Annotated in this window: 22 protein-coding genes; 3 read left to right on the forward strand and 19 right to left on the reverse strand. The window is 68.9% G+C overall.

Translation table 11 applies throughout. The features are described from left to right. Window positions 1–176: 176 nt before the first annotated feature. Entirely contained in the window at window positions 177–1,253 is a 1,077-nt protein-coding gene (locus Pla123a_RS06925; RefSeq protein WP_146585262.1) for a hypothetical protein, read from the reverse strand. Between the two features lie 288 nt (window positions 1,254–1,541). On the opposite strand from Pla123a_RS06925, the gene Pla123a_RS06930 reads away from it, so the two are divergent. Continuing rightward, the gene (locus tag Pla123a_RS06930; RefSeq protein ID WP_146585264.1) at window positions 1,542–2,789 is read left to right on the forward strand and encodes a serine hydrolase domain-containing protein; all 1,248 of its coding nucleotides are present in this window, start codon (window positions 1,542–1,544) and stop codon (window positions 2,787–2,789) included. A 144-nt stretch (window positions 2,790–2,933) separates the two neighbouring features. On the opposite strand, the gene Pla123a_RS06935 is transcribed toward Pla123a_RS06930, so the two are convergent. The 17 genes from Pla123a_RS06935 to Pla123a_RS07015 form a co-directional block, all read right to left on the reverse strand. Continuing rightward, window positions 2,934–4,385, reverse strand: a complete 1,452-nt coding sequence (locus Pla123a_RS06935; protein ID WP_146585266.1) for a DUF1501 domain-containing protein — start codon at window positions 4,383–4,385, stop codon at window positions 2,934–2,936. Between the two features lie 2 nt (window positions 4,386–4,387). Continuing rightward, a complete protein-coding gene (locus tag Pla123a_RS06940) occupies window positions 4,388–7,552 on the reverse strand; it encodes a DUF1553 domain-containing protein (RefSeq protein WP_146585268.1) in 3,165 nt (1,054 codons plus the stop codon). A 148-nt stretch (window positions 7,553–7,700) separates the two neighbouring features. Beyond that, window positions 7,701–8,729: a zinc-binding alcohol dehydrogenase family protein gene (locus Pla123a_RS06945; protein WP_146585270.1), complete on the reverse strand. Its 1,029-nt coding sequence runs from the start codon at window positions 8,727–8,729 to the stop codon at window positions 7,701–7,703. A 10-nt stretch (window positions 8,730–8,739) separates the two neighbouring features. After that, window positions 8,740–9,567, reverse strand: coding sequence for an amidohydrolase family protein (locus Pla123a_RS06950; RefSeq protein ID WP_146585272.1), 828 nt, complete (start codon window positions 9,565–9,567; stop codon window positions 8,740–8,742). A gap of 46 nt (window positions 9,568–9,613) precedes the next feature. Next, entirely contained in the window at window positions 9,614–10,675 is a 1,062-nt protein-coding gene (locus Pla123a_RS06955) for an aldo/keto reductase (RefSeq protein ID WP_146585274.1), read from the reverse strand. 2 nt (window positions 10,676–10,677) lie between these two features. Further along, window positions 10,678–11,988, reverse strand: coding sequence for a tagaturonate epimerase family protein (locus Pla123a_RS06960; protein WP_146585276.1), 1,311 nt, complete (start codon window positions 11,986–11,988; stop codon window positions 10,678–10,680). Between the two features lie 275 nt (window positions 11,989–12,263). Beyond that, window positions 12,264–13,082 carry a hypothetical protein gene (locus tag Pla123a_RS06965; RefSeq protein ID WP_146585278.1) on the reverse strand — a complete coding sequence of 273 codons (819 nt, stop codon included), beginning with the start codon at window positions 13,080–13,082 and terminating at the stop codon, window positions 12,264–12,266. 302 nt (window positions 13,083–13,384) lie between these two features. Further along, a complete protein-coding gene (locus Pla123a_RS06970) occupies window positions 13,385–13,591 on the reverse strand; it encodes a CDGSH iron-sulfur domain-containing protein (RefSeq protein WP_146585280.1) in 207 nt (68 codons plus the stop codon). A gap of 120 nt (window positions 13,592–13,711) precedes the next feature. Next, complete coding sequence (locus Pla123a_RS06975) at window positions 13,712–15,274, reverse strand: anti-sigma factor family protein (RefSeq protein WP_146585282.1); 1,563 nt, start codon at window positions 15,272–15,274, stop codon at window positions 13,712–13,714. A 19-nt stretch (window positions 15,275–15,293) separates the two neighbouring features. Then, entirely contained in the window at window positions 15,294–15,992 is a 699-nt protein-coding gene (locus Pla123a_RS06980; RefSeq protein ID WP_146585284.1) for a sigma-70 family RNA polymerase sigma factor, read from the reverse strand. Between the two features lie 169 nt (window positions 15,993–16,161). Then, window positions 16,162–16,908, reverse strand: a complete 747-nt coding sequence (locus Pla123a_RS06985; protein WP_146585287.1) for a hypothetical protein — start codon at window positions 16,906–16,908, stop codon at window positions 16,162–16,164. A 438-nt stretch (window positions 16,909–17,346) separates the two neighbouring features. Further along, complete coding sequence (locus Pla123a_RS06990; protein WP_146585288.1) at window positions 17,347–18,045, reverse strand: response regulator; 699 nt, start codon at window positions 18,043–18,045, stop codon at window positions 17,347–17,349. A 15-nt stretch (window positions 18,046–18,060) separates the two neighbouring features. After that, on the reverse strand, window positions 18,061–18,735 hold the full coding sequence (gene phoU / locus Pla123a_RS06995; protein WP_146585290.1) for a phosphate signaling complex protein PhoU: 675 nt from the start codon (window positions 18,733–18,735) through the stop codon (window positions 18,061–18,063). A gap of 56 nt (window positions 18,736–18,791) precedes the next feature. Beyond that, entirely contained in the window at window positions 18,792–19,649 is an 858-nt protein-coding gene (gene pstB, locus Pla123a_RS07000; protein WP_449301100.1) for a phosphate ABC transporter ATP-binding protein PstB, read from the reverse strand. A 53-nt stretch (window positions 19,650–19,702) separates the two neighbouring features. Then, on the reverse strand, window positions 19,703–20,728 hold the full coding sequence (pstA, locus tag Pla123a_RS07005) for a phosphate ABC transporter permease PstA (protein WP_146585292.1): 1,026 nt from the start codon (window positions 20,726–20,728) through the stop codon (window positions 19,703–19,705). After that, on the reverse strand, window positions 20,725–21,672 hold the full coding sequence (gene pstC, locus Pla123a_RS07010) for a phosphate ABC transporter permease subunit PstC (protein WP_231956353.1): 948 nt from the start codon (window positions 21,670–21,672) through the stop codon (window positions 20,725–20,727). Before pstC ends, pstA begins: the two co-directional genes overlap by 4 nt. A gap of 10 nt (window positions 21,673–21,682) precedes the next feature. Continuing rightward, window positions 21,683–22,648 (reverse strand): PstS family phosphate ABC transporter substrate-binding protein, encoded by a 966-nt coding sequence (locus Pla123a_RS07015; RefSeq protein WP_146585294.1) that lies wholly within the window; start codon window positions 22,646–22,648, stop codon window positions 21,683–21,685. A 370-nt stretch (window positions 22,649–23,018) separates the two neighbouring features. Here Pla123a_RS07015 and Pla123a_RS07020 point away from each other — a divergent pair, with 370 nt between their 5' ends. After that, entirely contained in the window at window positions 23,019–24,149 is a 1,131-nt protein-coding gene (locus Pla123a_RS07020; RefSeq protein ID WP_146585295.1) for a glycosyltransferase family 4 protein, read from the forward strand. 31 nt (window positions 24,150–24,180) lie between these two features. After that, window positions 24,181–24,990 (forward strand): hypothetical protein, encoded by an 810-nt coding sequence (locus tag Pla123a_RS07025; protein ID WP_146585297.1) that lies wholly within the window; start codon window positions 24,181–24,183, stop codon window positions 24,988–24,990. Here the strand turns inward: Pla123a_RS07025 and Pla123a_RS07030 are convergent. Continuing rightward, window positions 24,987–26,777 carry a HAMP domain-containing sensor histidine kinase gene (locus Pla123a_RS07030; RefSeq protein WP_146585299.1) on the reverse strand — a complete coding sequence of 597 codons (1,791 nt, stop codon included), beginning with the start codon at window positions 26,775–26,777 and terminating at the stop codon, window positions 24,987–24,989. The genes Pla123a_RS07025 and Pla123a_RS07030 overlap by 4 nt on opposite strands. Window positions 26,778–26,779 lie beyond the last annotated feature (2 nt).

Raw genomic sequence — 26,779 nt, forward strand, 5'->3', positions numbered from 1 at the left:
CGGGCGAGGAGCAACAGAATGCCATCGGCAGAACGCCGGAGGGCGAAGGAGTCCCCTCATTCTAGCCGCCCATCTCAACCGCCGTAACGCAGCCGCTGGATTGAGGCTGCAAACCGCGCCGCGATTTCCGCAAAGAACTGGCGGCGCCCCCTATGCTTCCGCGCACGCCGGCCGACCTAGATCTCCACGTGCGTGACGCCGTCGACCTCGTCGAAGTGGCCGATCTTGAGCAGCTCGCCGGGGCGGTCGGGCATCTCGGCGACGAACGCCGGGTCGCAGACAAGCATCGGGGGCACCCAGGGGATCAGCCCCGCCGCGAACCCGCCGCCCATCATCCCGCCAAACGAGAACGCAACGAACCATGGCGGAACACCGCCCGCCATCGACAAGAGTTGGTCGCGGGTGGTGTGCGACACCTCCTGGTCGATGCAGTACTGGCGGATCACCGCCTCGCGCTCCAGCGGGCAGGTGAGCGACAGCATCTCGTCGAACGTGCAGCCGTCGGTCCGGCACTTCTCGTAGGTCCGCGCCGCGCGGAGCGCCGTCTTGCGGCGTTGGAACTCGAGCCGCGCGTGGTAGGCGTCGAGCACCCGCTGCTTCCGCTTGCGGGCGTAGTTGATGACCGCCTTGGGGGCGGCGAGCAGGGCGTCGCCGACCGCGGCGGCGGCCTGCATCGTGCGGCCGATCGCCACGATGCCGCGGTACTCGGCGAACACCTCGTCCTGGATCTTGTCGATCGCCCGCTGCAGGTCGTCGCGGGTGGTGAGGATCAGGTGGTCGCACGACTCGACGCACAGCGGCTTGAGGTACGACACCTTCACGCCGCGTTTGCGTCCCGGGCCGGCGAGGAACTCGTCGAGCCGCGTCTGCACGCAGGCGGGGATCTCGTCGGTGATCTGGTCGAAGCTCTTCTGCTCAGTGATTTCCACGAAGAAGCGGCCCTTGGGCAGCCGGATTGACGCCCGCGGCAGGTCGATCTCGCGGACCTGCGTGAACTGGTCGCGGTGCGAGCGGAATACGGCGTCCCACTGCTTGTCATGCGGCGTGAAGGGGCGGGTCTCGCGGAGGATCGTGTCGGCCATCGCCCGGCTGGCGTTCTTGGGCGGCACCCAGATCGGGTCGGAGACCCAATTGCCGAACACCTCCAATTCCTGGTCGAGCGTGAACGGCTGCGGCGGCACGGCCGACGGGCGGACCCGCTGCTGGCCTTGTTCGGCGGTGCGGTGGCTGGGCAGGGCGATGGTCTTCGGCATGGCTACGGCTCCCGTGAGTGAGGCGGTACTTCCTACTAGTCGTCACGTTTACAGAGATCATTCGCCGGTTCCCCAGAAATCTTGCCTGACGCCGCAGCCCGCCTGGCTTGCCCGGTTTACGGTGGCGGCGGGGATCGCGGCGCGTTCCAATAGGGGCGATGCCGTTCTTCTGGCGGCCGCCTACCGGGTGGCACGCCCTCAAAGGGCGTGGTGAATCACCAGCGGGGCCACCACGCCCTTACAGGGCATGCCACTCAGCGAAGTCACACGAATCAAGGTACGAATCAAATGCTGTACTGCCTGCGGGTGCTTGGAGTTGCCGCCCTCATGACCACAACGACCACCCTGTCCGCTATTGCCGATGACCTGCCGCGGTCCACCCCGGCCGCCGAGGGGCTTTCGGCCGAGAAGCTCGCGGAGGTCGGTAAGGTGATGAACCGGCTGGTCGACGAGCGGCACATCGCCGGCGGGCAGGTGATGATCGCGCGGCACGGCAAGGTGGTGTTCGACGAGGTCTACGGCCAGCGGGACCTCGACGCCGGCCTGCCGGTCGAGCACGACACGATCTTCCGGATCTACTCGATGAGCAAGGCGATCACGTCGGCGGCCGCGATGATGCTGGTCGACGAGGGCAAGCTGGAGCTCGATGCGCCGGTCGGCAAGTACCTGCCGGAGCTGGCCGACGTCAAGGTCGCCGACGGCGATCAGGTCCGACCGGCCGAGCGTACGCTGACCGTGGCCGATCTGTTCCTGCACACCTCGGGCATCCCCTACGGCTCAAAAAACGGCTCCCGGACCGAACGGATGATGGAGGCCAGCGGTGTGTTGGACCGCGACACCAGCTTGGCCGAGATGACGACGAAGCTCGCTGAGATCCCGCTCGAGTTCGAGCCGGGGACCGACTGGAAGTACGGCGCGGGGATCGACGTGCTGGGCCGCGTGGTGGAGGTCGCCGCCGGCATGCCGCTAGACGAGTTCCTCGCCGAGCGGATCTTCCAGCCGCTCGGCATGGGCGACACGGCGTTCTACGTGCCGGCCGACAAGCAGCCGCGGTTCGCAACCAACTACGCGCCGAAGGAAGAGGGCGGCCTGAACGTGATCGACGCGGCTCACAAGAGCCCCTACCTGACCAAGCCGGGCCTGTTCTCGGGCGGCGGCGGGCTGGTGGGGACCGTGCCGGACTACATGCGGTTCCTGCTGATGGTGCAGGCCGGCGGCGAGTGGCAAGGGCAGCGCCTACTGTCGCTCGAGTCGATCGAGAAGATGACGACCAACCAAGTGCCTGAGGAGGCGGGGTGGGTCACGTTCGGCCCCGCGGTCCGCACGGGCGTCGGCTACGGCCTTGGTTTCTCTGTCACCACCACCGCCGACGCCGGACGCCAAGACGAGTACGGCTGGGGCGGCGCCGCGAGCACGCACTACTGGGTCTCGCCCCGCGACGGCCTGATCGTCGTGACGATGGAACAGCGGATGCCGTACTCTTCGGAGACCGAGGACCTGGTGAAGCCGATTGTTTACGGGGCGATTGAGGAGTAGTTGGCCCGAGACTTAACCAGCGGGTTGGCCAACGGCCAACCTGACCGTAGCCTAGGGCATCTCCCTAGGTGCATGATAGAGGCCAACACCAACCTAGGGCGATGCCCCAGGCTACGGTGATCATGGCCGTTGGCCAAGCAAGGTTTACGACAACAACTCACGCACCACATTCCCGTGCACATCGGTCAGCCGGAAGCGGCGGCCCTGGTGCTTGAACGTGAGCCGTTCGTGGTCGATGCCTAGCTGGTTTAGCAGCGTGGCGTTGAGGTCGTGCACGTGCACGCCGCCCGATGCGAGGTTGTAGCCAAAATCGTCCGACGCGCCGTAGGTCAGGCCGGGCTGGAAGCCGCCGCCCGCGATCCAGCCGGTGAAGCACCGCGGGTGGTGGTCGCGGCCGTAGTTGTCGGCGGTGAGGATGCCCTGGCTGTAGGAGGTGCGGCCGAACTCGCCGGCCCACACGACCAGCGTGTCCTCCAGCAGGCCCCGCTGCTTGAGGTCGAGCACCAACGCGGCCGACGCCTGGTCGGTCTCTTTCGCCTGGCCGACGATGTCCTTCGGCAGGTTCGAGTGCTGGTCCCACCCCTGGTGGTAGAGCTGGATGAAGCGGACGTCGCGCTCCGCCAGCCGCCGGGCGAGCAGGCAGTTGGCGGCGAACGTGCCGGGCCGCCGGGCGTCCTCGCCGTACAGCTCGAAGGTGCTCTCCGGCTCGTCCGACAGGTCGGTCGCCTCGGGGACCGACATCTGCATCTGGAACGCCATCTCGTACTGCGCGATCCGCGAGGTGATCTCGGGGTCGCCCTCGGCGGCGTGCTGCAGCTGGTTGAGCTGGTTGATGGCGTCGAGCTGCCCGCGGCGCCTCGAGCGGCAGACGCCGTCCGGGTTGGTGAGGTAGAGGACCGGCTCCTGGCCGGAGCGAAACCGCACCCCCTGGTGGCGGGAGTCGAGGAAGCCCGAGCCCCACAGCCGGGCGTACAGCGGCTGGCCACCCTGGCCGGACGAGACCAGCACGATGAACGCCGGCAGGTCGGCGTTCTCCGAGCCGATGCCGTACGACAGCCACGCCCCGAACGACGGGCGGCCGGCGATCTGCGAGCCGGTCTGCATCATCGTGATGGCCGGGTCGTGGTTGATGGCCTCGGTGTAGAGCGACCGCACGAAGCAGACGTCGTCGACGATCTTGGCGTGGTGCGGCAGCAGCTCGCTGAGCCACGCGCCCGACTCGCCGTGCTGGGCAAACTTGAACCGCGACCCCGCCAGCGGCAGCGACGACTGGTTGGTCGACATGCCGGTCAGCCGCTGGCCGCCGCGGACCGAGTCGGGAAGCTCCTGGCCGTTCAGCTTATTCAGCAGCGGCTTGTAATCGAACAGGTCCTGCTGCGAGGGCCCGCCGGACTGGAACAGGTAGATGACCCGTTTGGCCTTAGCCGCGGCATTCGTATGAAGCGCCGCGTCGGACGACGCGCTGCGCGCGCCGGAGGCGACGGCGCTTCTTACGGGTGACAATCCCGCGAGAGCCGCCGCGCCGAGCGCGGTCGCGCCGCCGCGCAGGAAGCAGCGGCGGTTAGCGGCGAACGGGTTGGCGTCGGGGTGCGGCATGATTAGCGTTTCCAGACCGTGGCGTCGAGGTTCAAGATCGCCTGGCAGACGGTCGTTAGGGCCGCGAGCCGGGACTCGTCGAGCGACGCGTCGACCTCCGAAGAGCCGGCGCCGATCAGCTCGCGGGCAGCCTCGGGGTGCTCGCGGTAGTAGGTTTGCTCGTCGGCGAGTAGCTGCTCGAGGATGCGCTGCTCTGGGTCGGTCGCCTCGCGGCCGGCGAAGCGGACAAACGCCCGCCGGATTGCTTCTGAGTTGTCGAGCCCCTCGTCCAGCACATCAGCGGCCAACGCCCGGGCGGCTTCGACGAACTGCACGTCGTTCAAGAGCACGAGCGCCTGCAACGGCGTGTTGGTCCGCGAGCGGCCGACCGTGCAGACCTCGCGGGTCGGCGTGTCGAAGGCGAGCATGTTGGGCAAGGGGGCGGTCCGCTTCCAGACCGAGTAGACCGAGCGGCGGTAGAGCGACTCGCCGACCGACTGCTGGTAGTGGGGCGACATGATGTTCGCCTCACGCCACAGGTCCTCGCCCGGCTGGTACGGCGAGACCGGCGGGCCTCCGACCTCGTCGTTCAAGAGGCCCGAGGCGGCGAGCGCCAGGTCGCGGATCTGCTCGGCGTCGAGCCGGTGGGCGGGGCCGCGGGCGAGCAGCAGGTTGTCGGGGTCCGCCTCCAGCAGCGCCGGCGTCACGGCCGACGCCTGGCGGTAGGTGCTCGACAGCATGATCTCGCGGCACAGCCGCTTCACGTCCCAGCCGTGGGCGACGAAGTCGCGCGCGAGCCAGTCGAGCAGCTCCGGGTGCGTCGGCTGGGCGCCCTGCAGGCCGAAGTTGTCGGGTGTGGCGACCAGGCCGCGGCCGAAGAAGTTGGCCCACAGCCGATTCACGAACACGCGCGAGGTGAGCGGGTGGTCGGGCGCGGTGAGCCACTGGGCCAGCCCCAACCGGTTGCGCGGCGCGGCGGCGGGGAACGGCGGGAACTCGGCCGCGAACGTGCTGCGGCCGACTAGCGTCGACGCGTCGGTCGGGGAGTCGTACTGCCCGCGGGCGAGGACGTGCGCCGCGCGTGGCGTGGGCAGCTCGGCCATGATCGGGACCTCGTGCACCGTTTCCTCGGCCATCACGAGCCGCTCGCGGGCGGCGGCCAGCTCGCGGGCCGCCTCGCGGCATTCGGCGTCGACCGCGGAGGCGTAGTACGCAAGCGAACGCGGCAGCGGCTCGCTGTCAGCGAAGCTGCGGGCTTCGCCAGGCGCGATGGCGCGGCTGTAGAAGCGGACCTGCTCGATCAGGCCGCCGGCGAGGCCGCGGGAGCGGAACCGCTGACCGATGACCAAGTCGCCGCCGGGGCCCTGTGGCAGGCCCGCCTGCTTGTAGATGCGGTCGCGGACGATTTGGGTCTCGAGAGGCTTGCCACCCAGGTACAGGCGCAGCCCGGTGGCGGCGGAAGAGCCGTCGTACACGGCGGCGAGCGAATGCCACTGGTCGGCGGGGATTGGCTCGACGGTGCGGACGCCAATCGCGTTGCCGGGCCAGTCGCGGTACATCCGCGAGGCGACAAAGCCGTCCTCGATGGTCAGGTCCCAGCCGTTGAAGCCGGCGTCGGTGCCGCGGCAGTAGTGGGCGAGGATCGCCCGCTCGGGCGTCCGCTTGGTTTCGCGGAAAGTCAGCATCAAGCTGAACGGCGTCCAGCGGTCGACCGGCGGAATGCCTAGGATCGTGGCGCCGTGGTCGCCGTCGAGCCGCAAGGCGCGCCGCGGCGCGGCGAGGTCGGCCGGGGCCTGCAGCGGCGAGTCGGTTACGTCGACGCGTGGCAGGTCGGCGGTCTCGGCCCGGTCGTCGGTCGACGGGCGCCAGACGTCTTTCTGGGTCTCGTCGAACGGCCGGTCGAAGCGGACGTCGGCGACCAGGTCGACCGAGCGGGCCGCCTGTTCGCCCGACTCGAGCGCGGCGAGCCACTGGCGGTAGCGGTCGTCGGCTGTGGTGCGTGCTTCGGCGTACCTCTCTTCGGCTCCGGCGACCTGCTGACGGGCGGCGTGCAACTCGTGCTCTTGCTCCTCGTTCGGCAGCAGCATGCTCGGCGCGGGGACCTTGGCGGTGCGGTCGTACAGGCCATTCTCATCGATCGAGTTGAAGAAGGCGCCGAGCGCGTAGTAGTCCCGCATGGTGATCGGGTCGTACTTGTGGTCGTGGCACCGCGAGCACTCGAGCGTCAGGCCCATCACCGCCGTGCCGACCGTGTGCACGCGGTCGGCGACGTTCTCGATCCGCCACTCCTCGAACACCGCGCCCCCCTCGCCGTTCAGGCGGTGGAGCCGGTTGAACGCGGTCGCGAGCCGCTGGTCGCGGGTCGGGCCCTGGTTGTCGGGCCCGGGGAGCAGGTCGCCCGCCATCTGCCAGGTGAGGAACTGGTCGTACGGCAGGTTGTCGTTGAACGCGCGGATGACCCAGTCGCGGTACGGCCACAGGGTGTTGAGCTGGTCCGCCTGGTAGCCGTACGAGTCGGCGTAGCGGGCGGAGTCGAGCCAGCCGACCGCCAGGCGTTCGCCGAACGCGTCGGACGCCAGCAGCCGGTCGACCGCGTCGCGCATGGCCGCCTCGGGGTCGGACTTGGCGGCCTGCTTGAACGCATTGATCTCGTCGGGCGTCGGAGGCAGCCCGGTCAGGTCCAGCGTCACGCGGCGCAGCCAGCGGAGCGGCTCGGCGGCGGGCGACGGTTTGAGGCCCTCTTCATCGAGCCGCGCGAGCACAAACCGGTCGAGCGGCGAGCGGGGCCAAGAGGGGTCGCTCGTCCTGGGCGGCGGCACGCGGTCGGGCAGCGGGGTGAACGCCCAGTGACGTTCGTAGCGGGCGCCGGCATCGAGCCAGTTGCGGAGCGTCTGCTTCTCGGCCGCGGTAAGCGACAGCTTCGAGTCGACTGGCGGCATGACCAGCGAATCGTCGGTCGTGCAGATCCGCTCGACAAGCGCGCCCGACTCGATTGCGTCCCGGGCCTGTTCGGCGATATCGAGCCTCAGGTCAGCCTGGCGGCTACGCTCGTCGGGGCCGTGGCAGAAGTAGCACTTGTCCGACAGGATCGGCCGCACGTCGCGGTTGAAGGTGACCTCGGCGCAGCACGCAGCGCTGCATGCTAGGTGCAGCGTCAATGCGAGCGTGATGAAGGCTGGACGATGCATGAGCTTTGTCCCCCTCCCCTCGATGGGGAGGGGCTAGGGGAGGGGTGACGCCCCGCTGGTTGGTTTGTTCTCGGCTGCAACAGTGGCCGAACGTAGAGGCGGGGCAGCCCCCCTCCCTAACCCTCCCCACCGGGGGGAGGGGATTCTCTTACGCGAAGTCAATTTGGATCTTCGTGAACCGCTGCGGCGCCTCGGCCCAGCTGGCGAGCAGGTCGCCGGCCTGGTTGAGCGTGCCGTGGTGGGAAACCACCTCGGGTGTCGGGAAGTCGCCTCCGCGGAGCATCGCGATCACCTGCTCGAAGTCGACCGGCAGGGCGTTGCGTGAGCCGCGGATGTCGAGCTCCTTCATCACAAACAGCTTGGTCTCGTACGACACCGCTTCCTTAGCATAGCCGATGTACACGACCCGGCCCGCAAAACAGACGATTTCCACCGCCGCGCGGAAGGTCGCCGGCAGGCCGACCGCCTCGACCGCCAGGTCGGGGCCGTGGCCGTCGGTCAGCTCGGCCAGCCGCGCGGCGAGGTCCTCGCTGGCGGAGTTGATCGTGTGGGTAGCGCCACATTTTTGGGCGAGCGCCAGCTTGTCGGCGTCGATGTCGACGGCCGTGATGACCGCGCCGCGATAGGCGGCGCTGGCGATCGCCCCTAGGCCAATCGCGCCGGCGCCGAACACCACCACGTGCTCGCCGGCGGCGGCCTCGCCCCGAGCTACGGCGTGAGCGCCGACCGTCAGCGGCTCGACCAGCGCCAGCTCGCTCGGCGACAGCCCGTCGGCCGCCAGCAGCTTGGACGCCGGCACGCAGGCCAGCTCGGCCATCATGCCGTCACGCTGCACGCCGAGCGTCTGGTTGTAGCGGCAGCAGTTGGGGCGGCCGCGGCGGCAGGCGGAGCACTCGCCGCACTCGGTGTAGGGGAACACCAGCACGTGCTGACCGACGCTCCACTCGGTTGCGCCGTCGCCGACTTGCTCGCCGAGTTGCTCAATCACGCCGGCGATCTCGTGGCCCGGCACACGCGGGTAGCTGACCATCGGGTTGGCGCCGCGGTAGGTGTTGAGGTCGCTCCCACAGAAGCCTACACATCGCACCCGCAGCAGCACCTCGCCGGGGGCCGGCTCGGGGGCGGGGAGTTCAATGAGTTGCGAAACACCGGGCTCGGTGATCTGGAACGCCTTCAAGTCGATTCTCCTACAGTTGGTACGCCCGAGCCGCGGTGGCCCCGAAGAGCTCGCGACGCTCGTCCTCACTCAGCGCCGACGCCCAGGATTCGACCGTTGCGAACCACCGGGCGTAGCCGCTCGCCAGCAGGCAGACCGGCCAGTCGGAACCGAACATCATCCGGTCGGGCCCGAAGCACTCGAGCACGATGTCAAAATACGGCCGCAGCCCACCGGGCGTCCAGTCGGCGTGGTCGGCCTCGGTCACGATGCCCGACAGTTTGCAGCAGACGTTCGGCCGCTCGGCGAGCTGGGCCAGGTTCTCCCGCCAGGGGGACAGCTCGGCCTCCTTAATCCGCGGCTTGGCGATGTGGTCGAGCACGAAGCGGACGTTCGGGTGACGGTCGACAAAGTCGATGGTCTGCGGCAGCTGCCGCTCGAACACCAGCAGGTCGTACGCCAGGTTGTGCTGCTCGAGCAGGTCGACGCCCTGGTTGAAGGCGCGCGCCTCGAGGAAGTGAGGGTCGGGCTCGTCCTGCACAACGTGCCGCACCGCTTTGAGCTTGGCGCGGCTGGCGAGCCCGCCCAGCACGTCCGCGATGCCACGGTCGGCGAGTGGCGCCCAGCCGACCACGCCGAGGATCAACTTGCTCTGGTCGGCGAGGTCGAGCAGCCAGTCGGTCTCGGCGAGGGACTGCCGCGCCTGCACGCTCACCACGCCCTGGACGCCGACCTCGCCGGCCGCGGCGGCCAGATCGGCCGGGCCGAAGTCCCGCGCGATGGCCGACATCGAGTCGTCGATCCAGCCGTACTCCGCCGGCGAGTAGTCCCAGAAGTGGTGGTGGGCGTCGATGATCATGGCGGGCGGCTGGGGGTAGGGCAGGTGGCAGGTGGGGCGGGCCGGCTCAGCCGACGAAGTCGCAGGCCGGGTCGATCAGCCCCGACGACTTGGCTTCTTGCCAGAACGCGGCGGGGACCGGCTCGTCTACCGCGCGGGCGTTGTCGAGCACCCGCGACGGGCTGCTCGTGTTGAGGGCGATCGCCGCGACGCCGGGCGCCGACAGCCCGAACTGCACGCAGGCCACCGCCGGCGCGACGTCATGACGGCTGCAGAGCGTGGAGAAGCGGTCACGCCAGGCGAACGCCTCGGGGTCGTCCTCCGGGGTGGCAACGCGGTAGTCGAGGAACTTGCCCCCCACCAGGAACCCGGCGTTGAACACCGCCGAGTTGATGATCCCGACGCCGCGCGAGGCGAGACCGCGGACGAACTCCAGCAGCTCGGGGGGGTGTCGGAACACCGTTAGGCTGTTGGCGAGCATGACCCAGTCGAAGTCGACATCGGCGGAGAGCTCTTTGATTACCCGCCAGTCCTTCGCGCCGACGCCGACCGCGGCGACTTCGCCTTGCTGCTTGAGCTCGTGCAGCGCGGCGTACGCCTGGAGGACGTCGTCGCGGCGGGCGCGGCGGTCGTCGTCGTTGATGGCCGCGGCTAGGTACTCGTCTGGGTCGTGCACGGACACGAGCTGCGGGCGGTACGGCGCGCCGAGCAGCGCGAGCCCCTGCCGCCAGCACTCGAGGATGCCGTCGGGGCTGATCCGCTGCACGGCGTCGTGCCGCAGGTCGGCCCAGACGCCGGGCTCGAAGGTCGGCTCGTCGGTCGTGAGCGGGGTGCGGAGCCAGCCGAGCTTGTTGCTCAGCAGTACGTCCTCCGGGGCGATTTCCATCTCGCGGAGCGAGTCGCCCACGACCTCCAGCGCCAGCCCCGCGCCGTACTTGCCGGCGGCGTCGACCGCCACGGGCCGCGCGTCGGACGCCTGGAACCAAGCCGCGGCGATGCCGCGTTTGGTTGCGAGTGGCAGCGCCTCGTAGAGGTTGCCCAGACAGCTGACGCCGTACACGATCCGTGGGACACGCAGGCCGGTCTTGCCGAGCGGGCGGGTCTGGTCGCGTTGCCCCGCCGACGGCATGATCAGAGCCCCTGCTGCAGAGCCGACAAGTGGCGGCCGAAGTGCTCGGCAAGGATGTCGGAGTAGGCGTCGGGGTGCGAGGTCAGGCAGCTCCGCAGCGCCGGGCCGAGCCGGTCGTGCGTCAGCACCGAGCCGAAGGCGCAGTGCAGGATCTGCCGCCCGGCCTCGGTGAAGCCGAGGCCATCGCGGACGGTCTCCCACCGCTCGAGGTAGACGTCCTGCAGCTGCTGGTCGCTCGACAGGTCGGCCGGGGCGGGGACGGTCTCCAGCTCGGCGTGGACGTGGTAGGTGGCGCGGTCGGTGTTGTAACGCTGACGCGAGTAGTCGCAGATCTCGCGGAACAGTTCCGGCTCGCACACCGCCGCGACGCGGAGCGCCTCGAGGTACGACGTGCCGGCCGTCTTGACGTGGAACCGTCCCCTGGTCGCGCGGGCGAGCGCCGGGTACATCGAGATCTTGTCCGACCCGGAGTGCAGGCTCAGCTTGTACGGCCCGAGCTCTTCGGCGATGGCGGCGTGGTCGTGCAGGCTGGCCTCGAGCGCGGCGACGTCCCCGATGTAGTCGACGCCCTTCTCCAGTTCGCCGATGAACCGCGGCGCCAGCGAGACCAGCTTCATGCCCGCCTTTAGGCACTGCTCGGCGATAATGTAGTGCTCGGCGAGGGTGGTCGGCTGGTCGGTCTCGTCGACGCTCAGCTCGATCTCAAAGTCGCGGCCGGCCTCGGTCTGGACGTGGCGGATGTGGTTGGCGAGGGTGATCGCCTCGCGGATCGCGACGCCGTACTTCACCGCGGCGCGGAGCAGCGTGACCTCGTCGAAGTTGATCTCCGCACCGGTCGACAGCTTCACCGATTTGCCGCGGTAGTCGTCGAACCACTCGGCGGAGTCGCGGACCTGCTCGAACAGCTCGCGGAGCTGGGCCTCGGAGTAGTCGTCCGCCTTTTGGTCGACGTGGTCCGACGGGTCGATCGTGAAGAACGTGAAGCCCGCCTCGGCCGTGCGGTTGACGTCGTCCGGGGTCTTCAGGTGGTCGGCGTCGGCGCCGTGGCTGCTCTCCCACTTGGCGCCGCCCAGGGCATTCATCGCGTCGCCCATCACCCCCCGCGGGTCGCGGCTGGTGCGGGTCATCTCGCGGATCGACTGCTGGGCGAAGATTGGAGCGATCTGCGTGCCCGAGTTCCGCACCGCGGCGATGTGCCCGGGCGTGGCGAGACCGATGCGGTCGCCAAAGCCAAACGACGGGGCCAGGCCAAGCTCGCTCGGAGCGGGGACGCTGCTGGTCACGGTGGACTTACGGATCTTGTTCTCAATCATCATCAGGCCTGATTTGGAAACGCGTGTCGGTCGACGCGGCCCAGTCTGTTGGAGGCCGCCCTATTGCTGGCAGGTCGACGGAAACCTGCACGCAGTAAAAGCACGCGGGCTGCCAGGCCTGTATTACGCAGCATAAAGGGCCGCCGACCGGGCTGACACGCTAATTGTCCGAAAAGAAGGGGCGTTGAGCCGGTCCCGAATTGACCAACCCAACGCCCCTTGGTTTTAACCAGAATTCTGATGCAAAACGCCGTCTCATTTACGCACGGCGTGCACTATTCCGAAGGCGCGAGCGCCAGCTTCTCGAGAGCCGCGAGCGACGCCAGCACGTCCTCGCGGGAGATTTCGCTCCACCCGGTCATCTTGTGCGTCAGGATCGCCAGCTTGAACTGCTCGAACGCCTCGGCCAGGTCGTCGGGCAGGTCCGCCAGGTCCTTCATCGGGCGGACCGGCTCGCGGCGTTCCGCGGCGGGGGCGTCGAGGCTGTGCGGCTCGCTGCCGTCGCGGCTCTCGCTACGCTCTTCCGAAGAGTCGTCGTCGGACGCGTCGCGGATCTCGGCGTCGACCGCCTCGGCTTCGTCGCCCTGCGCGGCCGGGGCCGAGGGGAGGGCTTCAGCGGTCCCCGCGGGGCGTTCTTCCGGCGCGGAGCCGTCGCCGACGGTCTCCCAACGCTGGGCCCGCATCTGCGACACCGACCAGCCGTTCTGCAGCGCGCCCTCGAGCCACATCTCGGCGTCTTCCCAATCGAGGGCCGTTTGGAAGTGGCTCCAGTACAGGCCGTCGTAGTCCTTGGCCGTCTGGCCGAACCGCTCGTAGGTCCGCCGCAGCCGTCCGACGTGCTGGCCGGTCACCTCGCCGACGATCTGCGACCAGGCCTCGTCCGAGTACTGCGAGACCGGCGCGCCCGACTGCTTCAGCTCGTCGCGCCAGGAGCAGATGATCTGCCCCTTGTCCCAGTTGGTGGTGCTGACCAGGGTCTGCCACTGGCCAACGAAGCCACTCGACGCGTCGATGGTCTCCTGGCTGACGTTTTCTTGGGGGGTGCTCTTCTCGTCGTTGGAGGGCGGGGCGGTGATGGTTTCTTGTGCGGCCATGCGGGGCGGGCTCCTGTCGGTCAGCGGGTCGTGCGGCGCGGGCGGCGCTGTAAGGCCGTCGCGGGCGAGGGCCAGATTCTAACCGGGCCCCGCCGCGCGCTGACAGCCGTAAGCCGAGCCCGCCGGCAAAACGGATGAGCCGCCCGACGGAGCGAATCGCGCAACCCTCAAAAACCCAGGGCTTCCCACGCCGATCGTGCCGGGCGCGCCGGCTGGGCGCCCTCTGCGGGCGCCCAGCCGGCGCGCGAAAACCGTGGATAAGCTGTCGGCGGTTCGCCCGCCCCGCCGACCGCCGAGGGCGGTTACTGCGCCCGCTCGTCCGAATCGAAGCAGCCCTTGTGCGCGCCGTCGCAGAACGGGCGGTTCTTCGACTCGCCGCAGCGGCACAGCGCCACGGCCGGCTTGTCGGGGCTGATCTCAAACTTGTTTCCCTCGGAGTCGACCAGTTCGAAGGGGCCCTCCACAACGAAGGGGCCATTGGGGCGCATGCGGATGCGGACGTCTGCCATCGCGGGTTTCCTCGAAGAATGAGCCTGAAGGGTGAGGGCATCGGGCGTGCGGGCACGCCCGATGCTTCTGCTGCAGACTAGCCGATCCGGCCGGTTTGACAACCTGGCCGCGGGCCGCGGCTACTGACGGGGCGCCGCGGGCTCTGCCCCAACAGGGTTGGCCGAGGGCTGCATGAAGAACACGACCGGCACGGTGTCGGGGATCGCCGACCCGCGACCCGCCTCGCGGTTGACGCCCGACAGCTTCTCGACCGCGTAGCGGTTGATCTGGGCGAACAGGTCGGTCGTGTCGACCGCCAGCTTCTCTTCGGGCTCGATCCGGATCGCCACGCCCCGCGGCTCACGCTCTTGGACGCGGCTCTTCTTAGCGAGCGGCTTGGCGGTCGCCGGCTCGAAGTCGCGGCGGGCGATCTGCTGCTGCATCGCCGGCGTATTGGCCGCCTGCTGCGGACCGACGTTCGCCCGTGACAGCGGGCCGAGCCGGTCGGCCACCTGCTGCTGACGCGCAACTTCTTCTTGCAGGAAGTTATAAGTCTTGGCCTGTTGCTTTGCCGGCGCCTGCTCGATCTGGATGCCGAACACGTTCACGTAGTCGCGGTTGAGCTGCGACACCACCTCAATAATCTGCGGCGAGGGCGCGTCGACCAGCATGATGTCGCGGGCCTGCAGCCGTCCGCGCGGCGGGCGATCGATCGTCGCCCCTTCAGTTTCGGTCTCGGCGGCGCGTCGACCAAGCGACACGGGCGTCGGCTCTACCGCGATGCCGTTGTTGGTGAGCACGGTGTCCATGAAGCGGTTGGCGAACGCCTCGGGACGCAGGTCGAACCGCACGACTAGCGGGTTGTCCGCCACGCCGGCGGCGGCCTCGCCGATCACGCCGCCGTACCCACCTCGGCCGCCCCCGAACTCACCCGCGAGTCCACTCGTTTCGGCGCCCCGCGCCGGTGGGCCCGGTGTGGGGGTGCTGCGGGTGGCAGCCGAGCTCGGCATCGGCGTGCCCGGCGGCCCCGTGGCGGGCTGCGCGTCGTCGGTTCGTGCCCCATCGAAATTGCTGTTCAAAGCAAGGTCGCCGACGGCCGACTCGCTCGTGGGCGCCGGCTGCGCGTCAGGGAACGCGTCGGCGGGGACCGGTTCGGCGGACGACGCGTAGTGGCCGCGGTCTGCTTCGGCGGGCCCGTCAGCAACCTCATCGGTGGCGTGCATCTCGGCCGGCTCGCGCCGCTCGGGCGCGGCCTCGGCATCGGACTTTGCGAGGGTGGGCGCCGGATCTTCCCGCTGCGAAACCATCAGTACGATCGCCGCGGCGATCGCCGCCACGGCCCAGAACCAGCCCCGCCGCGACCGACCAATCGGCAGCGAAGATCGGCCGCTTGGGCCGCCGCGAGCGTCGCCGTGTTGTTGGTCACGCGCCGGGTCGATTGACAGCATCCGCTGCTCGGCGGCCTGCAGCACGGCGTCGGTCATGCTGCGGGGAACGGCCTCGTGGGGGACCTGGTGGAGGGTCTCGGTGAGGGCCCGCAGCTCGGCCAGCAGCCGCCGGGCATCCGCGTTGCCGGCCAGGTGCTCGTCGACCGCCGCGCGCTCCTCCGGCGGCAGCTCGTCGTCGAGGTACGCGCTGAGCAGCTCGTCCCAGTCTTCCTGGCTCGAGGGGGCAGCGGTCGGGTTGTCGCCGGGGGGCATCATGGTTGGTGCTGAACGGGTATCAGTGCTGGGCGCCCAGGTCGGGCTTCTGCAGGGCTTCTTGGGCCTCGTCGACGATCGCCGCCAGACGTTCCTTCATCTGCATCCGGGCGCGGAACAGGCGGCTGCGGACCGTGCCGATCGGGATCTCGAGGACCTCGGATATCTGTTGGTAGTCGAACCCGTCGAACTCCCGCAGCACGACCACCTGGCGGTGGTCGTCGGCCAATTCGGCGACCGCCTGGCGGACGAGTTCAACGCGTTCCTGGGCGAGCATGGCCGCTTCGGGGGGGGCCTGGTGGTCGGTTGGGTCGGGGGCTCCGGCCTCGCTTAGTTGGTCGAACGAGGTCCGCTCGCGTCGCTTCCGCGCGTTGCTCGCCGCCCGGTTGAACCCGATGCGGTACAGCCAGGTGAAGAACGCGCTGTTGCGCTTAAAGCTGCTGAGTTTTACGAACGCCTGAACGAACGCGTCCTGGGCGATGTCCTGGGCGTCTTCGGACGACCCGGTGTAGCGGAGCAGCGAGTTGTACAGCCGGTCCTGGTACTTCTCGACCAGCCGCCCGAAGGCCGCCGAGTCGCCCGCCAGCGCCTGGTCGATCGTCTGGTCGTCCTCCGCCGCGGCCCCGCCGACCTCCGCTGCGGGCGCACGGGCCGCGCCGGTCCGACGCGCGGGGGGCGCGTCGGGCGATCGGGTCGGCGAGCCTGGGTTGCTCGTCTCCACGCGGGCGGCGTCACGGGTTAGTGGTAAAGGGTTCTCCCGCGGATTAGGACGGACCGTCCGCGGGGAAAGTTCCCTGCGGCCCGGCGGAAATTTCCGCCATTAGCCGCAGCAGCCCCGATTCTCCCGCTAGCCGGGGCGCCCTGTCAAACGGCCCCAGGCCCGAGAGCGGCTATCGCATCTCCTCCGCCCAGACGTGCACCTCGTACGGCGGCATGATGTCCTTGATCATCTGAGTCGTGACCGAGCTGCGGTCGTGGGCCGAAATCGCGCCCATGATCCCCTTGCCCGAGAGGGTCGCCGAGATGAAGCAGTCGCCCTGCGAGAAAACCAGCCGTGGCAGGATCTCCAGGCCGTGCGGGCCGCTGGGATGGAAGTCCTTCTCGAACGCCGCATGGGTCGCCTCCTCGCCCGAGGACGCCAGCAGGTCGGCGTACTTCTGGCGGGCGGTCATGAAGAGGTCGCGGTACTTGTCGGATTTGAGCTCCTGCTCGATCTGGGCGGCGAGCTTCACCTTCGCGCTCCCCTCGGGGTGCTTGAGCTCGAACTCGACCTCGCGGGTGGTGTGCAGCAAGCGGCCGATGCCCGCCTCGCGGCAAGTGGTGGTGATCTTGGCGTCGTAGATATCGCTGTTGACGGTCTTGATAATGGTCACCCCGTGCGGGTCCTTGTGCATGACGCCGCGGAAGTGAGTCTCTTGGCCCGGCACGCTGCCGAGTTCCTTGTACTCCTTGCGGAGCTCACGGGCCGCGGCGGCTGGCGGCAGCTCGGCGATCTCCCGCCACACCCGTTCGAGCTTCTCCCGCTCCAGCTGGTCGATCCGCGGGTTCCGCAAGCTGTCTTCGACCGGGTGCCCGCCAGGGGCGACGGCAGGGGCCAGGCAGCAGACAATCAGCAACGCGAGGGCAGGCGAACGCACGGCGGTCTCCGGTATCGGGAGGGGCCTAGAAGGCGGGTGGTTTTCGACCGACAAGCGTAGGTCACCCGCGGCGGTTTGCCGGAGTCAACTCGCGATTTCCGGAACGAGCGCCAAAATCGCTAGATTCTGGACTCACACCCGACTGCGGGCGCCGCAGCAGGTACCGGCGGAAGTCGTTGGAGGAATGCTTGCGCTTTGCGACGTCTGCAACTGCGCGCTTCTGTAGGCTGCTATTGGGGGCGCGGAGCCGCGGCGTCAACTAAAGAACCACCGCCGCTGGCTTCCTGCCGGCGGCGGTAGTCTTGGAAAGGAAGCTGGCATGTTGGTTCTGCCGCCGTTGATTCTGCAAATGAGGGCCATCGAGTCAAGCAGTTTGACGCGTGCTGCTGGCGAGCGGCTGGGCAGCAAGCCGCTGGGGGGAGCCGCGGCCCGCAGCCGCTACTCGCTGCTGGCCGGGTCGCGGAGGCGGTAACCAATGCCGCGGACCGTTTCGACAAGCTCGGCGTACCCGCCCATCTTTTTGCGGAGGGCACGGATGTGCACGTCGATGGTCCGCTCGAGGACCAGCGAGTCGCCGCCGAGCGCCGAGTCGATCAACTCCGAGCGGGAGAACACGCGGCCCGGCTGGCGGAGCAGGGTCTCGAGCAGTCCGAACTCGCTGGGGGTCAGGTCGAGCGGCTGGTCGCCGGCCGTACAGCGGTGCCGCTCGCGGTCGATGAGGATGCCCTGGCTGACGATCACCTCGTCGTGCTGGGATTCTCCCTGGCGGCGGCGGAGGAGGGCGCGGATCCGCTCGAGCAGCACCTTCACGCTGAACGGCTTGGTGACGTAGTCGTCGGCGCCGACCGAGAAGCCGGCCACCTGGTCGGTCTCTTCGGCCTTGGCGGTCAGCATCAGCACCAGCATCTGCCGGGTGACCGGGTCGGCGCGGAGCCGGCGGCAGATCTCCAGCCCGTCGACGACTGGCAGCATCAGGTCGAGCACGACCAGGTCGGGGGTCTTGAGCTTGGCCTGGTTGAGGCCGTCCTGCCCGTTAAGGGCGACCACGGTCTCGTAGCCATCCTGGCGGAGGTTGTAGTCGAGCACGTCCGCCAGCGAGCGGTCGTCTTCGACAATCAGGATGCGGTTCTTGCTCATGGACGCGGTGGGTAACTAGAACTCGGCGCCTGCCTGGCGGTGACGGTGTCGGGCGATCTCGCCCTCCACAAGGTACATGACGTCCTCGGCGATGTTCGTGGCGTGGTCGGCGATCCGCTCGAGGTGCCGCGTGGCGGAGAACAGGTGCACGGCGGGCTCGACCAGGCTCGGCTGGGCCTGCATCACCGCGTGCAGCTCGTTGATCACGTCATGGTTGAGGTCGTCGACGATGTCGTCGCGTTTGCCGACCGCGCGGGCGGCGTCGGCGTCGAGCTCCACGAAGGCGTCCAGGGCGTCGCGGACCATCTCGATCGTGACGCTGGTCATTTCGTCCAGGCCGGCGGGGGCCGGCACCACCGGCAGCTCGGCCATGGAGCGGACCCGCTCGCCGATATTGACCGCCAGGTCGCCGATGCGCTCGAGGTCGGCGTTGATCTTCAGGATGGTCGCCACCCGCCGCAGGTCGGTCGCGACCGGCTGATGCAGCGCCAGGATCTTCAGGCACTCTTCTTCAATCCGCACCTCGCGGGCGTTGACCTTCGGCTCCAGCGCGGCGAGGTCGCTGAGCGCCTCGGTCGACTGGTCACGCAGGCAGCGGGTCGCGGTGCGGATCATGTCCTCGACAATCGACGACTGCGCAAGGACGTCGCGTTCGAGGAGTTCGAGGTCGCGTTCGAGGTGTTTGGACATGCAGCGGGCAGGTAGGGGGACAGTTGGGCTTCGGCGACGGGGCGGACGCGGCGTCGCTAGCCAAAGCGGCCGGTGATGTAGTCCTCGGTCTGCTTCCTGGTTGGGTTGGTGAAGAGCTCGTTGGTGCGGCCGGCCTCGACCAGTTCGCCCTGGAAGAAGAACGCCGTCTGGTCCGAGACCCGGGCCGCCTGCTGCATGTTGTGCGTCACGATGACGATGGTGTAGCGGTCCTTAAGCTCGAAGATCAGGTCCTCGATCCGCGCGGTCGAAGCCGGGTCGAGCGCCGAAGCGGGCTCGTCCATCAGCAGCACCTCGGGGTTGGTCGCCAGCGCCCGGGCGATGCAGAGCCGCTGCTGCTGGCCGCCGGATAGCGCCAGGGCGGAGTCGTTCAGGCGGTCCTTGACCTCGTTCCACAAGGCGGCGCGTTCCAGGCACTGCTCGGCAATCTCCATCAGCCGCCCCTTGTTCCGCAGGCCGGCGACCTTGGGGCCGTAGATCACGTTCTCCAGGATCGACTTCGGGAACGGGTTGGACTTCTGAAACACCATGCCGACCCGCTTGCGGAGCGAGACCACGTCCACCCGCGGCGCGTTGATGTCGTGGTCGTCGAGCAGGATGTCGCCCTCCAGGCGGGTCCCCTCGATCATGTCGTTCATGCGGTTCATGCACCGCAGGAAGGTGCTCTTGCCGCAGCCCGACGGGCCGATGAACGCGGTGACGCAGTGCTCCGGGATCTTCAGGTTGATGTCGAACAGCGCCTGACTGGCGCCGTAGAAGAAGTTCAGCGAGCTGACAGAGATCTTCGGCGCCGACGCGGCCAGCTCGTCCGCGGAGCGGGACGTGCGGGCGTGGGCCATCCGGGGCGGCTTGAGTCCGGTGCGGTTCGGTTCGGCAGGCAAGGCGTTGACGCTCATGTTGCGGTTTGGCGTTGACGTTGCGCGGGGATAGAGAGGGGGAGTGGCGGGGGTCACCATCGGATCCTCTGACCGTAGTAGTAGCGGACCCAGACCGCTACCGCGTTCATCATGATTAGCACCGCCAGCAGCACCAGGATTGCCGCCGAGGCGAGGGCGTGGAACTCGGCCTGCGGCCGCGAGGCCCAGTTGTAGATCTGCAGCGGCAGCGCCGTGAATTCTGAGTACGCCGACTTGGGCGTGTAGCTAATGAATCCGACCGCTCCGACCGCCACCAGGGGGGCGGCCTCGCCGAGGGCCCGAGAGATCGCCAGGATCACGCCGGTCATCATGCCGGGCAGGGCGGCCGGCAATACCTGCCGCCAAGTGGTTTGCCACTTCGTGGCGCCCAGGGCGTAGCTCGCCTGGCGGATCGATTTGGGCACGGCCCGCAGCGCCTCCTGCGAGGCGAGGATCACGATCGGCAGCACCACCAGGCTGAGCGTCAGCGCGCCGGACAATATCACACGCCCCAGCGACAACCCGACCAGGAACTCGCCGCCCGGCGCTTGCAGGGACACCGCGCGGACGAACACGCCCAGTCCCAGGATGCCGTAGACGATCGACGGCACGCCGGCCAAGTTGGCGATGTTGAGCTGCACCAGCCGCTTCCACCGCGTCGCGGCGGCGTATTCTTCCAGGTACACCGCCGCCCCGACTCCGGCCGGCACCGAGAGCAGCGCCGTCAGGCCGATCAGCCACAGGCTGCCGAAGATCGCGGGGTTCACGCCCGCGTCGGCCGGCCGCCGCGAGGGCCCCTCCGCCAGGAACCGCCAGCCGCGCTGCCAGTACTCGGCGGAGAACAACGCGCCGACGCGAGTGCCGAGGCCCTCCAGGGTAGACTTGCCCTCGAGCGCGGCGCGGGTCTCGGCCGGCAGGAAGGCGTCGTACGCGTTGACGGCCACCGTGGCCAGCAGGCCGAACAGGATTGCCAGGCACAGCAGCGTGGCGCCGCCGCACAGCAGGCCGAACACGCGCGAGGTCCACTGACGCCGACGCAGCAGGGCGTCGTCTTCGGGGCTGGCGAGCGGAGAGGTCATTCGTACTGCTCCCGCATCCGGTTGATGATCCATTGGGCCAGCACGTTGAGCGCCATGGTCGAGATGAACAGCGTCAGGCCGACCGCGAAGATCGCGCGGTACTCGGGCGTGCCCGAGGGCGTGTCGCCGGAGCTGACCTGCACGATGTAGGCGGTCATGGTCTGCACGGCCTCGAGCGGGTTGAGCGTGCGGTTGGGCTGGGCGCCGGCCGCGAGCGTGACGGCCATGGTCTCGCCGATGGCGCGGGACACGGCCAGCAGCACCGAGGCGACAATGCCGGACAGCGCCGCGGGGACGATCACCTTCACGGTGACGTCGAACTTGGTGGCCCCTAGGGCGTAGGCCGCCTCGCGGAGCGCGCCCGGCACGCTCCGCAGCACGTCCTCGCTCAGCGAGACGATCATCGGCAGGATCATGAATCCCACCACGATGCTGGCGCTCGCCGCGCTGTAGATGCTGTCGGTGTGGAACCACGCCTTGATGATTGGCGACACGGTTGTCACCGCCACCACGCCGTACACCACCGAGGGGATGCCGGCGAGCACCTCGAGCAGCGGCTTGACGGTCTCGCGGACCGCGGGCGAGGCGTACTCGCTCAGGTAGATCGCCGTGCCCAGGCCGATCGGCGCGGCGATCAGGATCGCCCCGCCGGTGACCAGCAGGGTGCCGCAGAACAGCGGCTGGATGCCGAAGTGCTTGTCGCGGAACAGCGGCGACCACTCGCTGGCGGTCAGGAACTCGACCAGGCTCACCTCGCGGAAGAACTGCAGCGACTCGACCATCAGCACCACCACGATGCCCAGGGTTGTCAGCACCGAGACCCCCGCGCACAGCCACAGCACCCAGTAGATGGCGCCCTCCCACACCGCGCGCGACTTCGCGCCGCTGCTGCGATGCAGCGAGTCAGCGGGAATCGCGTCGGGTGTGGCGGTGGTGGAGGTCAAGCGGGGGTCCCTACTCGGCGGCCGCTTCGGCCGGGGCTTCGGCGGGTGTTTCGGCCGGAGAGAGCGCGGCGTTGAGGGTGGTCTCGTTCTCCTGGGCGACGTCCTCGGGCACCGGCACGTAGCCGACTTCTTTCGACAACGCCGCGGCCTGAGCCATGTAGAACTTCACGAACTCGGCGACCTCCGGCCGCTTCAGCGACTCGAGGTTGACGTAGATGTACAGCGGCCGGGCCAGCGGCGAGTACGTGCCGTCCATCACCGTTTCCATCGAGGGCTTTACCGGGCCGTCTCCGCCGTCGACGGCCACCAGCTTCAGCTTGTCCTGGTTCTCCAGGTAGTAGGCGAAGCCGAAGTAGCCCAGGGCGTGCTCGTTGCCCGCGACGCCGTTGACGATGGTGTTGTCGTCCTCGCTGGCGCCGTAGTCGGAGCGGCTCGCCTTGGTCTCGCCGACGATCTCCTCGGTGAAGTAGTCGAACGTGCCGGAGTCGGTGCCGGGGCCGTACAGCACGAGGTCTTCCTCGGGCCAGTCGGGGTTCACGTCGCTCCACTTCTTGGCCGGGTTCTCGGGCTGCCAGATCTGCTTCAGTTCTTCGACCGTCAGGCTGTCGACCGAATCGTTCTTCGGGTGGATGACCACGGCCAGGCCGTCGTAGGCGACCGACAGCTCAATGAACTCGATGCCGGCCGCTTTGCACTTCTCGGCCTCGGCCTCCTTCATGCCACGCGAGGCGTCGCAGATGTCGATCTCGCCCGCGGCGAACTTCTTCATGCCGCCGCCGGTGCCGGAGAAACCAACCGCGACCTTCACGCCGGGGTTCTTGGCGCTGAACTCTTCCGCGACCGCTTCGCTTACTGGGTAGACCGTGCTCGAGCCGTCGATGCTGATCTGCTTCTCGGCCGCGGGGGGCTGGCAACCGGTGTTGCTGGCGAGCAGGGCGGCTCCAAGAGTGAGGGCGTGGAAACGAGAGAATTTCATTTGGGAATCGACTTTCCTGGAAGAACCTGGACGCAGAAGGATTCGCCCCGCACGGGGCCCGACGACCCAACGTCGCGCGAGCCGCCAGCCTACTTCTGGATTGTGAAGAATGTGTGAAGGTTCTGTGATGGTCCTGGGGGCAGATTTGGCCAAACAGGCTTCCCGGGGGAAGATGCTAGCGAAATCGGGGAGTTTGCGGCCCTCTCGCGGCCGGCCGAGATGAGGCGGCGGCTTCCCGAGTGCATGCGGATGACCGTATTCGCGATCCACGACGCTGGCAATCCGGCCGAATCGACATCGCCCGGCCGGCGGCAACCGCCTAGACTCTCGGCTGTTGTTATCCGCACCTCATCGCTGGAAATCGGTCCCCATGCGAGTCCTCCTGGCAACGTGCTCGCTGGTCGCCAGCGGCGGCGTCGAGACCCACGTGCAGGACCTCGCGCGGCAGCTGATTGCGCGGGGCCATTGGCCGGTGGTGTTTGCCCCCAGGCTTGGGGCTTTCAGCCAGCGGCTGCGCGAGCAATCGATCCCGGTTCTCGACGACCTGACTCTGCTGGCCGACCGGCCCGATGTGATTCATGGGCACTATGGGCTTTCGCTGCTGGCCGCGATGCTGCGGTTCCCGACCGCCCCCGCGGTGCAGACCTGCCACGCTTGGCACTGGCGCGGCGACGTCCCGCCCAACCTGCCCAACGTTCGGCGCCGGATCGCGGTCGACATGCTGTGCCGCGAGCGGCTGGTGTGCGGTTTCGGATACCGAGAGGACGAGATCGACCTGCTGCTGAACGGCGTCGACCTCGAGCGCTTTGCTCGGCGGCGTGCGCCCGCGCGGCGGCCGCAGCGGGCCGCGGTGTTTGGCAATTACCTCTCTGAGAACGCCGCCGAGCCGATTATCTCGGCGTGCCGGCAGGCCGGGATTGCGGTCGACCTGATCGGCCGCCGCTTCGGCGCGGACTGCGCCGAACCCGAGCGGCGACTGCCCGACTACGACGTCGTGTTCGCCAAGGGCCGCTGCGCCTGGGAGGCGTTGGCGAGCGGCTGCGCCGTGGTGGTGGCCGACGCCGCCGGGCTGGGGCCGTTGGTCACCAGCGCCGACTTGCAGCAGCAGCGGCTCCGCAACTTCGGCAGGCGGCTGCTGGTCGATCCGCTGACGCTCGCGGGCGTCGCGGCGCGGCTAGCGCGGTACGACCCCGACGACGCCGCGCTCGTTGCCGAGCGGGTTCGGAGGGAGAATTCGTTGGAGCTGATGGTCGACCAGCTGCTAGCTATCTACGACGACGCGATCCACGACGAAGCGCCGCGTATCGCGGTCGACGAACACGCCCGCCTGGCCGAGTACGCCGAGCGGCTGTGCCGCGAGCTGGCTGTCGACGAGCCCCGCCCGATATCGGCGGGGCGGCGGCTCCGCAAGCAGGCGACCGCGCGGGCCGACCGCTTCGCCCGGCAGGCGGTCCGCACGCTCAAGACCCCCTGGAACAAGCTGCGAGGACGGGCCACCTGAACCGCGAACGCAGGGCCGCCCGACGATCACCATGCCACACGACAACGCACCGCCGCCCGGCCGCCCGCTGCTGGCTATCGCCCACCCCGGCCACGAGCTCCGTGTGCTGCACTGGTGCGAGATCGCCCGGCCCGATGTCGCGGTGCTGACCGACGGCTCGGGCCACGGCGGGGAGTCGCGGGTGTACCGCACTAAGCAGTGGGTCGAGCAGAACGGCGGGCGGATGACCGGCTTCTGCGCGCCGCTGACCGACCGCCAGCTGTACGAAGCGGTGCTGGGCGGCGACCTGACGTTGCTGAAGACTACCACGGAGAGCCTGGCTGAGGTGATCGCCGCGGGCGGCTACGACTACGTCGTGGGCGACGCCCCCGAGGGCGCCATCATGGGGCACGACGTGTTCCGCGCGGTGCTCGACGCGGCGTTAATTCTCGCCCGCCGCGCCACGGGTCGGCCGCTGGCGAGCTACGATTTCCCCCTCGAGGCGACCCCCGGATCGGTCCGCCCCGAGCTAGCCGACCGTGCCTGCTTCATCCATCTCGACGACGCGGCGGTCGATCGGAAGATCGAGGTCGGGATGGCGTACGAGGAGATCCGCGGCGAAGTCGTGCGCGCGGTCGAGACCTACGGCCGCGAGGCGTTCGCGGTCGAGTGTCTGCGGCCATCGCTCACGGAGTCGGGGCTGGCGGCGTTCGAGGGCGCGGCCGACTACGAGCGTCACGGCGAGCAGCAGGTCGCCCGCGGCCGCTACACCGAGGTGGTCCGCCACGCCGAGCACGTCGCGCCGCTGACCGCGGGTCTGCGGCAGTGGGCGGGCGGGGCCCGGCTGCAGCCGGTTCGCTAGGGCCGCGGCAGCGCGACCGAGAACGTGGTGCCGCCGTCGACCTTCGACTCGACCGCCACCGACCCGCCGAACGACTGCGTCAGGTGCTTGACGATTGACAGCCCCAGGCCGGTGCCGCCCAGCTCGCGCGAGCGGGCCTTGTCGACGCGGTGGAAGCGTTCGAACACCCGCGGCAGCTCGTCCTTGGGGATGCCGATGCCGGTGTCGGCGACCGTCAGCAGCACCTGATTCTGTTCGGTGATCCGCCACGCGACCGTGACGTTTCCCCCCTGCGGCGTGTACTTGATGGCGTTGTCGACCAGGTTGCCGAGGATCACCCGCAGGCCCTCGGCGTCGGCGAGCACCTCGGCGTGGGGCTCGAGCGAGTCGACGGCCAGCTCGATGCCGCGCGACAAGGCCTGCGGCGCGTAGTCGTTCAGGCAGGCGGCGACCGCCTCACCGACAACGATGCTGGTCAGCTCGAAGCTCTGCTCGGCCGACTCGATCCGCGCCAGGCTGAGCATGTCCTGGATCAGCGCGTTGAGGCGGTCGGCCTGTTCCTCGATCCGCTGCAGGAACTGCATCGCGTGCTGCTCGTCGTGCAGCGCGCCGCCGATGAGGGTTTCGGTGTACGCCTTGATCGAGGCCAGCGGCGTTTTCAGTTCGTGGCTAACGTTGGCGATAAACTCCTGCCGGATCGACTCGAGCCGGCGGAGCTCGGTGATGTTGTTCAGCACGATGACCGCCGCGCCCGTTTCGTCGCCCGCCAGCGGGGTGATCTGCACCGACAGCAGCAGCGACTCGGCGCCCTGCTGCTCGACGTCCAGTCGGTGGGGCCGCCCAGTGGCCTGGGCCTCGGCCAGGGCGTCGTGCAGGGTGTGGTTGCGGATTACCTCGACCAGCGGCCGGCCCTCGACCGTCTCGGGGCGGAAGCCGAGCAGCGACCCGGCCGCCTTGTTGGCCAGCACGACCCGCTGCTGGGCGTCGATGGCGATGACCCCCTCGACCATGCCGCCCAGCACGGTCGCCTGCTGCTGGCCGCTGCGTCGCAGCTGGGCGATCTGGTCGGCCAGCTCGCCGCACATGCGGTTGAACGACCCGGCCAGCGCGCCGAGCTCGTCGCGGTTGGGAACGAACGCCCGCTGCTCGTAATCGCCACGCCCCACCGCCTCGGCGGCGGCGTTGAGTTCCAGCACCGGCAGCACAATGCTGCGGACCACGAGGTAGGTGACCCCCAGGAGCGCGGCGCCGATGAAGAGCGCGAGCATCGAGAGCCGCCGCTGGAGGAAGTCCATCTCCTGCTCGATGACCTCGACCGCGGCCGCGGCGCGGACGGTGGCGGCGGGTCCGCCGGCGGGGCCCCCGGGGGGGTCGTGCCGCATCGCCAGATAGACGTACGGCTCGCCGACCGACGCGCTCGTCCGCCGCTCGACCCCCACCCCGTTGCGTAGCGCCTGCTGCACCTCGCGCCGCTTCGCGTGGTTCTCCATCTCGCGGACCGCTGCGACATTGGGTTGGGCGGAGTCGGCCAGCACGCGGCCGTCGGGGTCGATGAGCGTCAGCCGGTAGCCGGAATCCTCGCCCAGGCGGATCAGCTCCTGCTGCAGGTTCTCGTTCGGCTCCTCCCGCAGTCGGTCGCCGTACGCGCGGTGCATCAGCACGGCGATCGCCTTGAGCTGCCGCTCCGCTTGGTCGTAGGCGCGGTCTTCCGACCAGTTGAGCATCCCGCGCAGCAGCAAGTAGGCGGCCAATAAGTTGACCACCGCGAAGGCGAGGAACAGTTTCCAGAACAGGCGTGACCGCAGCATGC

The organism is Posidoniimonas polymericola, assembly GCF_007859935.1.
GTDB classification, from domain to species: domain Bacteria; phylum Planctomycetota; class Planctomycetia; order Pirellulales; family Lacipirellulaceae; genus Posidoniimonas; species Posidoniimonas polymericola.

Coding starts and splice junctions, on each gene's coding strand:
- Pla123a_RS06925 (WP_146585262.1), bottom strand. CDS start 1,253: ATGCCGAAGACCATCGCCCTGCCCAGCCACCGCACCGCCGAACAAGGC.
- Pla123a_RS06930 (WP_146585264.1), top strand. CDS start 1,542: ATGCTGTACTGCCTGCGGGTGCTTGGAGTTGCCGCCCTCATGACCACA.
- Pla123a_RS06935 (WP_146585266.1), bottom strand. CDS start 4,385: ATGCCGCACCCCGACGCCAACCCGTTCGCCGCTAACCGCCGCTGCTTC.
- Pla123a_RS06940 (WP_146585268.1), bottom strand. CDS start 7,552: ATGCATCGTCCAGCCTTCATCACGCTCGCATTGACGCTGCACCTAGCA.
- Pla123a_RS06950 (WP_146585272.1), bottom strand. CDS start 9,567: ATGATCATCGACGCCCACCACCACTTCTGGGACTACTCGCCGGCGGAG.
- Pla123a_RS06955 (WP_146585274.1), bottom strand. CDS start 10,675: ATGCCGTCGGCGGGGCAACGCGACCAGACCCGCCCGCTCGGCAAGACC.
- Pla123a_RS06960 (WP_146585276.1), bottom strand. CDS start 11,988: ATGATTGAGAACAAGATCCGTAAGTCCACCGTGACCAGCAGCGTCCCC.
- Pla123a_RS06965 (WP_146585278.1), bottom strand. CDS start 13,082: ATGGCCGCACAAGAAACCATCACCGCCCCGCCCTCCAACGACGAGAAG.
- Pla123a_RS06970 (WP_146585280.1), bottom strand. CDS start 13,591: ATGGCAGACGTCCGCATCCGCATGCGCCCCAATGGCCCCTTCGTTGTG.
- Pla123a_RS06975 (WP_146585282.1), bottom strand. CDS start 15,274: ATGATGCCCCCCGGCGACAACCCGACCGCTGCCCCCTCGAGCCAGGAA.
- Pla123a_RS06990 (WP_146585288.1), bottom strand. CDS start 18,045: ATGAGCAAGAACCGCATCCTGATTGTCGAAGACGACCGCTCGCTGGCG.
- phoU (WP_146585290.1), bottom strand. CDS start 18,735: ATGTCCAAACACCTCGAACGCGACCTCGAACTCCTCGAACGCGACGTC.
- pstB (WP_449301100.1), bottom strand. CDS start 19,649: ATGAGCGTCAACGCCTTGCCTGCCGAACCGAACCGCACCGGACTCAAG.
- pstA (WP_146585292.1), bottom strand. CDS start 20,728: ATGACCTCTCCGCTCGCCAGCCCCGAAGACGACGCCCTGCTGCGTCGG.
- Pla123a_RS07015 (WP_146585294.1), bottom strand. CDS start 22,648: ATGAAATTCTCTCGTTTCCACGCCCTCACTCTTGGAGCCGCCCTGCTC.
- Pla123a_RS07020 (WP_146585295.1), top strand. CDS start 23,019: ATGCGAGTCCTCCTGGCAACGTGCTCGCTGGTCGCCAGCGGCGGCGTC.
- Pla123a_RS07025 (WP_146585297.1), top strand. CDS start 24,181: ATGCCACACGACAACGCACCGCCGCCCGGCCGCCCGCTGCTGGCTATC.
- Pla123a_RS07030 (WP_146585299.1), bottom strand. CDS start 26,777: ATGCTGCGGTCACGCCTGTTCTGGAAACTGTTCCTCGCCTTCGCGGTG.